The organism is Nostoc sp. 'Peltigera membranacea cyanobiont' 232, assembly GCF_002245985.1.
Taxonomy (GTDB): Bacteria; Cyanobacteriota; Cyanobacteriia; order Cyanobacteriales; family Nostocaceae; genus Nostoc.
This window is the reverse complement of sequence record NZ_NOLK01000011.1, coordinates 17,270-31,982: the sequence shown is the minus strand read 5'-3', so window position 1 is coordinate 31,982 and position 14,713 is coordinate 17,270. Positions and strand designations below refer to the sequence as shown.

Sequence of the window (14,713 nt, the reverse complement as noted above, 5' to 3'; positions counted from 1 at the left end):
AGGTGAAGTTTTCTTCACCATTTTGAGTATGTATCTGAGACTTGCTAAACTAAATATGGAATTTTTGCATGATAACTACTCTTGTTATCCCCATTTTTTTAGTTGGAGAAATATAACTCTGACTTTTCACGTTCTATGGAAAAGCCCACGAAAAAACTAACCTCCTAAACCCCTTCCCGCATCGGGAACTAGAAAAATGCCGATCAATCAACAAAGATTTGAAAAAATATATCAGGATGAATTGACTCCGAAACAAAAGAAAGTATTGCCTTTATTTTTAGCTGGACAAACTGATGAACACATAGCCAGAGAACTTGGCGCTACGCATCGTTCTACAGCTAGTCATCAACTCAGAAATATATCTACAAAATTTGGCTTTCCTCCTGAGACTGAACCAGATTATCGTTGTAATTTGATTGAGATGTTTGCCAAATATAAGCCAGAGTTAGTTAGTGTTAAAGCTTTAGAAAAATGTGGGCATATTATTCAGAATGTTCGCTTCCCAGAAGGTCTGGAACCACTAAATTCTGCTTTTTATCAAGAACGTTCTCCTATTGAATCTTGTTGTTATACTGCTGTTAAAGAACCAGGCGCACTAATTCGGATTAAAGCACCTAAGCAGATGGGTAAAACTTCGTTGCTGAAAAGAATTATGGCTGAAGCTAATAAAAGTAGTTATAGTACGGTTTATTTGAATTTTAGCTTAATAGAAAAAAATAAATTTACTAACGCTCATAATTTTCTCCGCAGTTTTTATGCTTATGTGATTAATCAATTACCTTCAGCACCTTCGCTAACAGTCTGGGATACAGACATTCCAAGTATGGTGAACTGCACTCTGACATTCCAAAGTTTGCTTAAACAATTGGATGGTGTTTTATTTTTAGCTTTAGATGAAGTAGATAAATTATTTGAATACCCAGAGATTTATGAAAACTTTTTTCCGATGTTGCGTAATTGGAATGAAAACGCTAATGAGTCAGATACATGGGAAAAATTGCGGCTCTTAGTAGCACATTCTACAGAAGATTATGGGCGTTTAGATATTAATCAATCTCCTTTTAATGTGGGATTACCAATTAAATTGGAAGAATTTACTGAAGAACAGGTGAAGAGTTTAGCTATCCGACATGGATTAGATAGTAAAAATATTCTTCCTCTGATGTCTCTAGTGGGGGGACATCCTTATTTAGTGCGGTTAGCACTTTATTATTTGGTATGTCAGGATGCAACTATTGGGAAATTGCTGCAAGAGGCTACTACAGATACAGGAATTTATAGTGAACACTTACGCCGACATTTGGAGACTTTTCAAGAAAATCAAGAGTTAGGAAGGGTGTTTAAGGAGATAGTGAGTAATACTCAAGGAATTAAAATAGAGCGTAAAAATCGGCAAATTTATCAATTAGATAGTATGGGAGTGATTAAATTTAGCAATAATTTTGTGATGCCACGCTGTAGATTGTATCATGAATATTTTGGCGATCGCTTGTAATTACAAAAATAATCTCACGCAGAGGCGCAGAGAGAGGAGAAATGGGATTTAGTAACTATTATAAAGTCGGTGGTAGTTTAAATGCTAATCATCGCACCTATGTAGTCCGCAAAGCAGATACACAAATCTTTGAACTGCTGAAAGCTGGGGAGTATTGTTTTGTATTTAACTCGCGTCAGATGGGTAAATCTAGTTTGCGAGTTCAAACAATCAAAAAACTTAGAGCAGTAGGAATCAAATGTGCTTCTATTGATTTAACTATTCTTGGTAGTCACATCAGCCCGGAAAAATGGTATAAAGGATTTGCCAATCAGCTATTATCTAGTTTTGAAATAGATGATATAGATTTTAATAGCTGGTGGTTACAGCATGATTCATGGACGGAAGTACAGAGATTAAACTTACTTTTAGAGTCATTCCTGCTGAATAAATTAACCTCTAATATTATCATTTTTATCGATGAAATTGATAGCCTGATTAAAAGTGCATTTAAAGATGATTTTTTTGCTTTAATTCGCGCCTGTTATAATCTCCGGGCTGAATCTCCAAAATATGAGCGTTTAACTTTTTGTTTGCTTGGGGTGGCTACACCAGGAGATTTGATTCAAGAAAGGGAACGCACGCCGTTTAATATTGGTAGTTCAATAGAATTAACTGGGTTTAGCTTTACAGAAGCAAAGGATGCTTTAATTGCAGGGTTAGAAAGTCAGGTAGAACATCCAGAAGCAGTATTGCAAGATGTTTTAAGTTGGACTGGTGGACAACCATTTCTCACTCAGAAGTTATGCAGTTTAATTGTACAAGAAACAGAAAATAGCTATGGGAGTGTTAATGAATTAGTTGATAATTTTATCATCCACAATTGGGAATCACAAGATGAACCAGAGCATTTACGAACAATCCGCGATCGCATTCTACGAAATGAGCAAAAAGCTGGCAGATTACTAGGATTATATCAGCAGGTTTTATACTCAAGCAAGGGAGTTGCTATAGATGGTAGTCAAGAGCAAACAGAATTAAGACTCTCAGGTTTAGTAGTTAAAAAAGATGGTTATTTAAAAGTATATAATTCTATCTATCAAGCCGTTTTTAATCGAAGTTGGCTCAAACAAGAATTAGACAAACTCCGTCCCTATAGTGCAGCAATTAATAACTGGTTACATTCCCAACATGAACCATCCTGGCTATTGCAAGGTAAAGCCTTAGATGAAGCGTTAGTATGGGCTGTTGGCAAAAGTTTAAGTAATTCAGATTACGAATTTTTACAGGAAAGTCAAAAAGTTGCTACAGAATTACAAATTGAGGTAAATCAGAAATTAGCAGAAGCTAGTCAAAAATTAACTAAAGCTAATGTAACCGTTAAACGAAAGTTAACTGATGCAAATAAAAAAGCAAAATACATAGTTTGGATTGGAGGAACTATCGCAATTATCCTCATATTAATAAGTGTGATTGTTGGACAAAATCAATTGCAAACAGCCAAAGAAGCTACAAGACTTACACAAGTTGGCTATAACGTTGCACAGCAATTTGAATCTAAACAACTTGAAGCTTTACTTTTAGCTATGAAGGCTGGAGAAGATTTAAAATATCTGGTAAAAAATCAGTCTTCTTTGGGAGAATATCAAACAATTAGTCCCTTGTCGGCTTTACTAAATATTCTCGTGAACATTCATGAATATAATCAATTTGATAGTGGACAAACAACACTCAATAATCTGGCTTTTAGTCCTGATGGCAAAATCATTGCTTCTGGTGGTAATGATGGTAGTGTTAAATTGTGGAATCAGAATGGAACTGCGATCGCAACTCTGATTGGACATAAAAATAAGCTGAAAAGTATTAGTTTTAGTGAGGATAGCAGAATTATCGCTTCTGCTAGCCAAGACGGAACTATTAAACTCTGGCAACGAAATGGTACTCTCATTAAAACCCTTTATGGACATCAAAGTTGGGTAATTAGTGCTACATTTAGTGCGGATAACACTATTGCCTCTGCTAGTAAGGATGGTACTATAAAACTCTGGCAGTCAGATGGTACTCTGATTAAAACTATACCACTCAAAAGTCATGCAATCACTAGTGCTACCATCAGCCCTAATGGTAAAATTATTGCCGTTGGTAACGAAGAAGGAAATATTGAACTATGGAAAAGTGATGGCACTTTCATCACAACCATTGTTGGGCATAAAGGTTGGGTGACAAGTATTAATTTTAGCCAAGATGGAGAAAAGATTGTTTCCGGTAGTGATGACAAAACTATCAAACTTTGGAAAGCCAATGGTACTCTAATTAGAACAATTGAGGGGCATACAGCTAGGATAAATAGTGTCAGTTTCAGCCCTGATGGTAAAACAATTGTTTCTGGCAGTAGTGACCAAACTATAAAAATCTGGCAACTAGATGGTACTCTAATTTATACTTTCGTTGGACATGGTGATTCAGTAGCTAGTGTGAGTTTCAGCCGTGATAGCAAAATAATCGCTTCTGGTAGTGAAGACGGAATTGTGAAACTCTGGAAGCTGAACGCAGATATCTTGACTACATTAACTGGGCATAAACGCGGGATAAGTAGCCTCAATTTTAGCCCTGATGGCAAAATAATTGCTTCTGGGGGTGACGAGGGTACTGTGAAATTATGGCAGCGAAATGGAACTTTAATTGCTAACCTCAGAGGACATCAAGGTTCAGTAAATAGTATCAGTTTTAGCCCCAATAGTAAAACTATTGCTGTTGGCACTGATCAAGTAATTGCCAAAATTTGGCAGCAGAATGGTACTCTAATTCATCCTCTGACTGAGTACAAAGGGGTAGCAAGTGTTAGCTACAGTCCTAATCAAGAAATGATTGCTTTTGGTACTGACAAAGGAACTATTAAACTTTTAAAATTAGATGGAACTTTAATAGAAACCTTCGGTGAACATAAAAATTGGGTAACAAGTGTCAGTTTTAGCCACGATGGTAGAATTATTGCTTCTGGTGGCGATGGCGAGGATAAAACTATCAAACTTTGGCACTTAGATGGAACTTTAATTACTACTCTAACTGGACATAGAAAGGGTATTAATAGTATAATTTTTAGTCCTGACGACAAAATTATAGCTTCAGTAAGTACAGATCAAAGTATCAAACTTTGGCAGCTAGATGGGACTTTAATTACTACCATGACTGGACATAGTGATTCAGTAAATAGCGTCAGCTTCAGTCCCGATGGAGAAATTATAGCTTCAGGAAGTTCAGACAAAACTATCAAACTTTGGAAAAAAGATGGAGTTCCGAGCACTACATTGATTGGACATAAAGGTGCAGTAACCAGCGTCAACTTCAGTCCTGATGGAAAAACTCTTGCCTCTGCTAGTAAGGATGGTAAGGTAATTTTATGGAATTTGCAGTTAGATGATTTACTAGCACTGGGATGTCAATGGCTGGAAGACTATTTTGTAACTCATTCGGAAACTCGTAATAGTTTGCGTCCATGTAAGTCAAGCGGCGTAAATAATTAAAGGTTTATGGTGAGGACTTTAGTCCTAAAATGAGGGGTTGTTAAGGATTTAATCTAACGGTTTCACACGATTAGCTTCAATATCTGCTTTTGCACGCTGGATTAACCGATCCAATCGACCAGATTTTGCATCTACTTGAATTTGCTTGTCCCAGGCAACATTGAGATATTCTTGAAGCCAGTTCGATAGATCCTGTATTTCACCTTCAGACAATTGCATAATATCGGCTTCGATTTCTAAGAGTGAGCTCATCGAGTTATCCTCAATCCAGCACTATGCACTCTATACTACCAGCATTGACGGAATAATTCAGAATTAGAATTAGTGTCAAGTCTTAGTTATGAAGTAATAATTATTAATCATCAATTAGCATGACAGAGAAATGGCTTTCTATCGTCGGCATTGGAGAAGATGGATTACAGGGGTTAAGCGCGATCGCTCTTTCCCTAATCACTCAAGCTAAAGTAATTGTCGGAGGCGATCGCCATTTGGCAATGCTTCCTACAGACGATCGACGTGAAAAACTAGTCTGGACATCCCCCATTAGCGCGTCTATAGACGAAATTATTCAGCGTCGGGGTCAGTCAATTTGCGTACTTGCAAGCGGCGATCCCATGTGTTATGGCATTGGTGTAACTTTGATGAGGCGAATTACCATCTCTGAAATGACGATTATTCCCGCACCTTCAGCCTTCAGTCTCGCCTGTGCCAGGGTGGGATGGTCTTTAACTGAGGTGGAAACTTTGAGTTTGAATGGTCGTCCATCCTCCTTACTCCAGTCCTACATCTATGCGGGAGCTAGGCTGTTGATTTTGAGTGAAGGAAAGGACACACCCCCCATTGTTGCCGAAATTTTGACAAATCGTGGCTATGGTGGTAGTAAAATTACCGTATTGGAGCGCATGGGTGGCACTCATGAAAGAATTGTGTCAGGTACGGCTGCATCTTGGAGTGAAACTGAAATTGCGGCTTTGAATGCGATCGCAGTTGATTGTATTGTTGATGCTGGGGTTATCCCTTTACCAAGATTACCAGGACTACCAGATAACGCCTACCACCACGATGGACAGTTAACTAAACGTGAAGTTAGGGCAATCACCCTAGCAGCTTTGGCTCCCACACCAGGAGAATTATTGTGGGATGTTGGCGCGGGTTGTGGCTCAATTTCTATCGAATGGATGCGGAGTAATGCTCGGTGTCGGGCGATCGCGATCGAACAAAATTCATCTAGACTACTATATATTGCCGATAATGCTGCTACTCTCGGTACTCCAAGTCTACAAATTATTGAAGGGAAAGCACCCCATATCTTGAAAGACTTGCCTGCACCAGATGCAATTTTTATTGGTGGTGGGGTAACAGCAACAGGACTTTTTGAAGTTTGCTGGGAAGCATTGCAGCCGGGTGGACGTTTGGTGGCAAATGTCGTGACAGTAGAGGGCGAGCAAACTTTATTTCAATGGCATGAACAAGTCGGTGGCGATTTGACTCGTGTTGCTATTCAACGGGCTGAACCTATTGGTAAATTTTTGGGCTGGCGAGCAATGGCAACTGTGACGCAATGGGTAGTTGTAAAATAACAAGATTTGTGCGGGATCTAAAAACGTGCCAGCTAAATTTTTGAGTCATTTTGTCAATAACAAGACCTAAATCTCAATAAAGCCCAAAGTAATCGGATTAATCCCTACTTAACATTACCAGCCTAGAAACAGCTTACCGTTATATCTGTCAAAATGTAATTAATTATCTAAATAAATTTGAGATATTTACTCTAATTAATTCTTCTATAATCGACTATTTGAGTAATGAATAATAGCTATTATTTTTTATCTATGAATTAACTGTTGATTTAATCAATAGTCATCATTAGTTTTTATTTATTGACATAAATGATAAGAGACGCAACTGATTGCGTCTCGACAAGTCAGCTAAGTATCATCTACACTTCAGTAATTTTGTCAATCTGCCAAAAAACAGAAATAATTGCAGGCGCTTGCTCAAATTCGCTAATGGGGGCGGGTTTCATGTCCCGGTAGTCCAGCAGTTGGACTAAGATCAGGTAAGCGATCGCTAAAATCACTGAAATCGCACCTGTAAGAATAGCAATTAATTTTGAACGTTCCATCAGTCTTTCCTGTAATACAAGTTATTGTTCTGTGTCTATATCCACATTAATACTTGAGACCGATATACATTATTATGATGGGCTATCAGTTAAATAGTAATCAATAGCTGTTCTTCATCCACCTGATAAACAACTCGATTGCGAAAAAGACCTGCGAAATCATCTTTGAACTACTTGCTTGATATTTGGACGTTAGTAAGCACCCTTTCGCAATGTATCAAAGTAACGGTTTAGATTTTGCACCGCTCTATCTATCTTTACATAGTTGAGCTTTTTCGCACCCACCTACTTATTAAAGCAATATATAAAGATAGAGTTTCGATTATACCGCAAGCCTTTGCAAAGTCTAAAAGGTGTGATAGAACATAGCAAAGTTAAGAACAAAATTAAGTACCAAAAGACTCATAGCTATTTGCTATTAGAGCTTTTCGACATCATAATTGATGAAAAAGCTACATAGTTGCTGTTATCTTGTTACGATGTTAACTACTGCAATATATTCACTTAGATTTAAATTAATAATTTCATGATTCGTATTGCTAAATTAAATAAAATTGACTTTATAATTTTGATTATTATTGTCATAATTGGTCTTGTGCATTTACCTTTTCCGTTTGACGGAGATCAAGCATTTTTTAGGCTAGGTGCTTGGGAAATGCAACAAGGAAAGGTACTGTATCGTGATTTTTGGGATATTAAGCAGCCGGGAATTTTCTGCTTTTATTTTTTAGCAGGTACTTTGTTTGGTTTTGATGAGATTGGCATCCATGCCTTTGAACTTATTTACATGTTACTTTTTTCGATAATATTACAGCTAACTCTAAAAAGCTATTTTCGACATCAAATAATTGCAAGTCTAGTACCTTTGTTAACAGTTGGTGTTTACTATATTGTTTCAGGTGCTTGGCAGCTTACTCAAGTAGAAGCACTGGTTGGCTTTCCTTTATTCCTTTGTCTGTGGCTAACATTTAAGTGTTTTAAAAATGAAGGTAAACAAAGATTTTATCTACTTTTAATGTCAGGATTTATTGGGGGAATTGTCCTCCTATTTAAATTACTCCTTCTGCTTATCTTACTTTCGTTTTGGCTGACTATATTTATGTATTCTCTGTTAATTAAACGAGAGAGAATTAAAAAAATATTTATAGAGACTTGCTTACCAGTTTTCATAGGAATAATATTTCCTCTTTTAGTCGTTTCCAGCTACTTTGTCTGGGTTAATAGTTTTTCAATAGTGTATGAAACATTTTTTATCTATCCACCCCTTATTGTTGCTAATGCCGAATTTCATAAACTTGAGTTGATTTCAGGAATAAAATGGTTTTTGCAGAATTTTTACCCTTTAGTTTTAATGGCTGCTGTTGCAGTATATGTATCCTTGCACAAGTCTAAGAATATATTGACTTTGCTACTTGTTGTTTGGTGTATTTTTGGTTTTGGTGTTATTATTCTACAACGAACAGCATTGTGGGAATACCATTATTTACTATTGTTTGTACCCATAGGGATTTTAGCAACTAAAGGATTAGATATATTATGGGAGTCTTTAAAAGAATTAAGGTCTTTACTCCCGACAATTTTGCTCATATTTTTATTGTTATTACCTTTATCATCCACTCTGATAAAAAAGACTGTTACCCTGATCGACAATAACTTTGCTTTAACTGAAGATACACGATTAAAATATCAGACTGTTTTTAGAAAAAAATATCCATCTCTTCATTCAGAGGCTAACTTTATCTCTCAGTCAGGAAGTCTTGCTGGTGATATTTATGTAGCTGGAGATCCATCTATTTACTACTTCTCTGGTCGGATTCAAGCCACAATACTACGTGGTTGGGCACTTGAATATTTTCTGCCTGAACAATGGCCAAGACTTATAGAGCAGTTAGATTCATCAAAACCTCCTTATATCTTTATTGATTATGAACCCCAGACTATAATCAAAGAAAATTTTCCCAAAATGCTGGAATTTGTTGAGCAAAGATACCAGGTTTTACGTCAAAATAATAACGGTATTTGGTATATCATCAAATGATACAGCAATTCGTAAGTAAGTGAGGTAGGTATAAAATGTAGGACAAAAAATCAGATAAAAAGAGTTTCTATCTCCTCCTTCCAGCAAGAACTGCCTCAAAGCTTTTATGCAAAACTGTACTAAGTGAAACCAAGAAAGCGTTCTTGGGAAGATATTTACGAACATCTTGATTCAACGATTACAATTCCTGTTCGTTTAGAAGGTTAATTTGACTCCAAAAGAAAAGGCAAATACCAATGATTTATAACCTTGTTGCCCAAGCGGCGGAATCTACATCAAAAGTGCCGTTAGTACCACAAGCACATCCGACCTTACCAACGAGTACACAAATTAGTTATTTTTTCTACACATTTGGTGCATTTATAGTTGTTGGCTTCATACTCTACATATTATTATTTTATTTTTTGCGAGCGTTTTTTCGCCGAACAGAAAAAGATACAGCCCTACTTATCCTTGGCATTTTACAAATTCCTGCTATAGCTATTTTTATTTTTGCTAATCTCAAACTCTCACTGACCCAACTAGGATCGGGAGGAATCATAGATTGGATCGATCGAGGACTTACGGCTTTACTAATTGCTACTGTCACCTACTCCATATCTCTGTTGTTTACGGAAGCAGTAGTTTCCTACTTGAAAGACTACGCGCGGAAAACTGAGGCTGTATGGGATGATGTATTAATCCCACTTTTAAAAAATTTTATCCCAGTCATAATTTACTTAATTGGGATATCTCTATTTTTTAGCACCCTTGGGTTTGATTTAACTGGAATCGGTTTAGCTATAGGTAGCATCACTGTAGTTCTGGGATTGGCAGTAAAAGATATTTTAAGCGATTTTTTTAGTGGATTGGTATTGTTAGTTGATACGCCCTTTAAATTTGGTGATGTTATCGCTATGCCAAATGGTTCAATAGCAATTATCAAAAATATCGGTATCCGAGTAACTAAGCTATATCTGATTAACGAACATTGCGAAGTATATACTCCAAATACATCTTTGGGAAGTCAAAATATCATCAACCTCAGTCGTCCTACAACTCACTACGCTTATACAATTAAGGTGTCAGTCAGAGTAGATGCAGATGCAGTGGTAGCAACAAATATTCTGCGGCAAATTATCATTGGACATCCAGACACATTAGGCAATATCGATGAGAAAATTCAGTATTTGGAAAGCTTTGCGGCATTGAAAGAAGCCGAGGGAGATAAGCTGTCAAAGAAAGAAGCAGGGCGTTTGCGTTTACTAGTTGAAAAAGAGGTGAATAGTCACATAGAGAAGATTGAAGAATCCTTTGAGGTTTTTGTTAGACAAATTAAACAATTAGAGAAGGGTGGATTGACTTCAGAAGAGTTGAAAAATATCCAGCAAAGCTATCTAGAGATATTGAATCTTGTAGGGCTAGTAATTATCACAGAACGAAAGGGTAAACGGGTAAAATCCTGGCTAGATGAAGAACAAAATTCATCTAGTAAACAGTTAATATTTTTAATCCGAGAATGGTATAAAACTTGGTTAGAAGACCCTGACTTAGTATTTGAAGATCAACGTATTTTGCCCGATGAATGGGAGCAAAAAATTGACCTCCTCAAAATTAAGTTAAATAAATTATTTCAAAAAGTTTCCAATCCAGGTGTAGATGAAACAAGATTAGATGACTACTCTTTAAAAGTTGTCGAATGGCTAAATGACAGTTTTAAAGAATCTAATGTTGCCTGGAAAGAGCCACAAGTTCAGTTAACTGATATCCAAGGTTCTGGTATGCAATTTTCTGTCAGGTTCTACGTTGATAATATTCAGTTAGAACACTGGCGGCGTGGCGATCGCGTGCAAAATGAGGTCCGCCGAGAGATGGTAAGGCGGCTGAGACAAGCTTATATCTACACACTAGGATGAGGGAGGAGTTGAATTGAAAAGAATTAAAAACTAAGTAGAAGACTGCAAAAACAGCCATTACCGTGTTGAAAGGGATATTTACAGGCTTACCTGCGATCGCAAAATTATTCGATTTGGGACAAAGGTTTAATTCCAGCAAAGATACGATCGATACTAGTAACTCTGCTGGCATTAAACCCTATGTCTTTAACCGAAGAAATTCTTTCCCAATTACCAAACGATGTTTTAGGAGGATTGCGTCAAAGCGATCGCATCCTTACATCTGTGCGAGAAAACACCGCACCCACACCACAGTTAGTTAAAGAAAATCAACAACCTTTAGGCGTTGTAGACTTCGATGTGCTTATCTGCGGTGGCACTTTAGGCATTTTAATTGGTTGTGCCTTAGCTGTGAAGGGACTGCGGGTGGCGTTGATGGAACGGGGAGTTTTGCAGGGGAGGGAACAAGAATGGAATATCTCTCGCAAAGAACTAGATGTATTTGTGGAATTGAACTTGCTGACTGAGGAAGAATTATCAAGTGCGATCGCCACCCAATATAACCCAGCGCGAGTTAGTTTTGATGGCGGTACAGAAGTTTGGGTAGAGGATGTTTTGAATATCGGCGTAGATCCAGTTTATCTGCTGGCTACATTGAAAACCCGATTTCTCGCCGTTGGTGGAAAGTTGTTAGAAAACACACCCTTTACCGAAGCAATGGTTCATCAAGATGGGGTAATGGTAAATAACCAATTCAAAACTCGGTTATTAATCGACGCGATGGGACATCTTTCACCCATCAGCCAACAAGCACGCCAAGGCAAAAAACCAGATGCACTGTGCTTAGTTGTGGGAAGTTGCGCCCAAGGTTTTGCGGAAAATAACTCAGGCGACTTGTTATTATCATTTACATCCTTGCAAAATCAATGTCAGTACTTCTGGGAAGCCTTCCCAGCCAGGGATGGTAGAACAACTTACTTATTTACTTACATGGATGCACATCCCCAACGCTTGAGTTTAGAAGCTTTATTTGAGGAATACCTGCGTCTCCTACCAGAATATCAGAGAGTGGAATTGAACAAGCTGAAATTTCAACGGGCCTTGTTTGGTTTCTTTCCCACCCATCGCCAAAGTCCGCTAAAAACCCCTTGGAATCGCATTCTACCAGTGGGAGATAGCAGTGGTAGTCAATCTCCCTTGAGTTTTGGTGGTTTTGGGGCAATGGTGCGTCACCTGAAGCGTTTAACTTATGGCATTCACGAAGCACTAGAAACAGAACAATTATCTGCAAAAGCCTTAACACTGCTGCAACCCTATCAGCCAAGTCTGACTGTTACTTGGTTGTTTCAAAAGGCGATGAGTGTTAGTGTAAATCAAAAAATTGCCCCAGATCAGATTAACCAACTACTCTCAGCAGTATTTCAGGAAATGCAGCAGTTGGGTACACCAGTGCTAAAACCATTTTTACAGGATATAGTGCAGTTTTCGGCACTAACGCAAACATTGTTAAAAACTGGTTTATCTCATCCGGGAATAGTTGCCAAGATCGTTCCGCAAGTAGGTGTGGGAAATTTATTAGATTGGATGATACATTACAATAATTTAGGTGTATATACTGCCTTATTTTTGTTGAGTCCAATGTTAGAAACATGGATTAGGCATCAACCAAATGAACAACAATATTATTGGCATCGTTTGATCGATGCCTGGAAGTATGGTTCTGGCGGTGATTACTCAGATGAAACTTGAATAATATCTCTGTGAGGCGAATATGATTGAACGGAAATCTTCAGGAATAAAATACTTTGCAGTGCTGATTGGATTCCTGCGCGATCGCCAAGGATTTCTAGAGGAAGTTCGCCAAGGGACGAGATTACCAAATAAAATCATTTCTCTGCTGGTTTGCAGTTCCTTATTTCTCGCGGCTTATGGCGGAATCATTGGTGCATACCATAGCTGGATGCAAGCTTTGTCTTCTGCCATTAAACTCCCAGCCCTTTATTTAATTACACTCCTGATTTGTATCCCGACGTTGTTCTTTGCTAATATTATTTTTGGTTCCAAGCGGACTTTTGCACAGCACTTAGCATTAGTATTGACTGCTGTTTCAGTTACGAGCGTACTTTTATTTAGCTTTGCACCAATAACTCTTTTTTTCTTAATTACCACCAATAATTACCAATTTTTAATTCTGCTAAATGTATTCATCTTTGCATTAACTGGATTTATTGGAATTTCGTCTTTATATCAGGCTACAAATATAGTTTTAGAACAGGATAATGAAGGTACTAAGACGCGCGGTAGAATTGTAAAATTTTGGCTATTTCTTTACGCTTTCGTAGGCAGTCAGTTAGGCTGGACTCTCAGACCATTTTTTGGCACACCTGGTTCGGCTTTTGAACTATTCCGCGAAAGGGAAGGCAATTTCTATTTGAGTGTAATTCACACTATTAGCTATCTCTTAGGAATCCGTAATTAGTAATTATTAATTTAACAAAATATCGAATATATAAAATCAGTTTTTTGCTCAATTTAGGTTCATTGTTTCACAATCTATCCCACATTCAACACGTTGATGTGTCATATCATATCTGGCAAATTACTTGTGAATATGTCATTGCGAGAGCAACGAAGTGGTTTGAAACTAGTACCACTAGTGGACTCTCTCTCTATTTGCTACTATGTATAATTAGTGATGATTAAATTATCCAAATACTCAGTTAACCTTGCTTTCTCTTGCGTTGTCGCCTATATTATCGCTTCTACGGCTACGGTAATTGCTCAACCCAAACCTTCACAAAGCAATTCGATAACAAAATTAACACCGACTCAATTAAAAGTTTTGCGATCGCTAGGGTTAAAAGTAGCATTACCAAGTTATATACCCGCAGATTTTCGTGCTGACAAAGTATTAGTCTCGGCTGGGCGCGAAAATGTTGACAGCTTGGGTTACTTAGTTGTTTACAAAAATTCAAGTGCAGATAAATGCTTTGCGATTGAGTCAGTATCTGGTGGTATTGGCGACTTGCCTTCTGGAACGCGCAGTTACCCGATAAATTCTCCGATATTTGGAAAAAGCGTTTTGGAGCAAGGACTATACGGTAATGCCAAACAATCAACATTGCTATCGCAGTGGTTGGGTTCAGAAAGTGGTCTCTTTTACAGATTTGTTGGTACGGGAATAGTACCAGAATTGTCTAATTGTAGTAACGTTACTCCCCAAGAAGCAGTCAGAATTACGCAGTCGATTCGATACTTGAATTAATCGACTACGGCTTGTTTGTAAACGCATTATGTCGGGAGCTTTCGGCCCCCAGCATTGCACCACGTGTTTCGCATCACTCCACGCCCATTGGTGACAAGTTCTTGCGGCGCGTTAAGCACTTTTGGCGGTAATAGTACCCTTGAGGGTACTATCCATAGAAAAATATAAACACTACATTAACTGTGTTAGAAATTCCTTCCACAAAAACCATACAGGATTTTATTGGCTGATTTTTTTGCCATCAAGTAAAAACAAGTGTGAGAAATCCAGGTTCTCTATGCCAATACTTGTAAATTGGCAAAGATATTCTAAGTTAGGGACTTCCAAAAAATAAAATATACAGTAGGGTGTGTTAGGCGAAAGCCGTAACGCACCGAGATATCTGGCGGTGCGTTACGCTGTCGCTAACGCAC

At 37.8% G+C, this 14,713-nt stretch carries 10 protein-coding genes; 8 read left to right on the top strand and 2 right to left on the bottom strand.

Annotated elements, in window-relative coordinates; all coding sequences use genetic code 11:
- Window positions 1-196: 196 nt before the first annotated feature.
- A complete protein-coding gene (locus CDG79_RS05795) occupies window positions 197-1,495 on the top strand; it encodes an AAA-like domain-containing protein (RefSeq protein WP_223278023.1) in 1,299 nt (432 codons plus the stop codon).
- 41 nt (window positions 1,496-1,536) lie between these two features.
- The gene (locus CDG79_RS05790; RefSeq protein ID WP_094341287.1) at window positions 1,537-4,998 is read left to right on the top strand and encodes an AAA-like domain-containing protein; all 3,462 of its coding nucleotides are present in this window, start codon (window positions 1,537-1,539) and stop codon (window positions 4,996-4,998) included.
- A 48-nt stretch (window positions 4,999-5,046) separates the two neighbouring features.
- On the opposite strand, the gene CDG79_RS05785 is transcribed toward CDG79_RS05790, so the two are convergent.
- Complete coding sequence (locus CDG79_RS05785) at window positions 5,047-5,250, bottom strand: hypothetical protein (RefSeq protein ID WP_094341286.1); 204 nt, start codon at window positions 5,248-5,250, stop codon at window positions 5,047-5,049.
- Window positions 5,251-5,369: 119 nt separating this feature from the next.
- Here CDG79_RS05785 and cbiE point away from each other — a divergent pair, with 119 nt between their 5' ends.
- A complete protein-coding gene (cbiE, locus tag CDG79_RS05780; protein ID WP_094341285.1) occupies window positions 5,370-6,578 on the top strand; it encodes a precorrin-6y C5,15-methyltransferase (decarboxylating) subunit CbiE in 1,209 nt (402 codons plus the stop codon).
- A 359-nt stretch (window positions 6,579-6,937) separates the two neighbouring features.
- Here the strand turns inward: cbiE and CDG79_RS05775 are convergent, their stop codons facing one another.
- Window positions 6,938-7,123: a hypothetical protein gene (locus CDG79_RS05775; RefSeq protein ID WP_094341284.1), complete on the bottom strand. Its 186-nt coding sequence runs from the start codon at window positions 7,121-7,123 to the stop codon at window positions 6,938-6,940.
- 526 nt (window positions 7,124-7,649) lie between these two features.
- Here CDG79_RS05775 and CDG79_RS05770 point away from each other — a divergent pair.
- The 5 genes from CDG79_RS05770 (at window position 7,650) to CDG79_RS05750 (ending at window position 14,300) form a co-directional block, all read left to right on the top strand.
- Window positions 7,650-9,161, top strand: a complete 1,512-nt coding sequence (locus CDG79_RS05770; RefSeq protein WP_094341283.1) for a hypothetical protein — start codon at window positions 7,650-7,652, stop codon at window positions 9,159-9,161.
- A gap of 236 nt (window positions 9,162-9,397) precedes the next feature.
- Entirely contained in the window at window positions 9,398-11,056 is a 1,659-nt protein-coding gene (locus CDG79_RS05765; RefSeq protein WP_094341282.1) for a mechanosensitive ion channel family protein, read from the top strand.
- Between the two features lie 180 nt (window positions 11,057-11,236).
- Window positions 11,237-12,784 carry an FAD-dependent oxidoreductase gene (locus tag CDG79_RS05760; protein WP_094341281.1) on the top strand — a complete coding sequence of 516 codons (1,548 nt, stop codon included), beginning with the start codon at window positions 11,237-11,239 and terminating at the stop codon, window positions 12,782-12,784.
- Between the two features lie 22 nt (window positions 12,785-12,806).
- Window positions 12,807-13,514, top strand: coding sequence for an actin-binding WH2 domain-containing protein (locus tag CDG79_RS05755; protein WP_094341280.1), 708 nt, complete (start codon window positions 12,807-12,809; stop codon window positions 13,512-13,514).
- A 216-nt stretch (window positions 13,515-13,730) separates the two neighbouring features.
- The gene (locus CDG79_RS05750; RefSeq protein WP_094341279.1) at window positions 13,731-14,300 is read left to right on the top strand and encodes a hypothetical protein; all 570 of its coding nucleotides are present in this window, start codon (window positions 13,731-13,733) and stop codon (window positions 14,298-14,300) included.
- The last annotated feature ends 413 nt before the right edge of the window (window positions 14,301-14,713 follow it).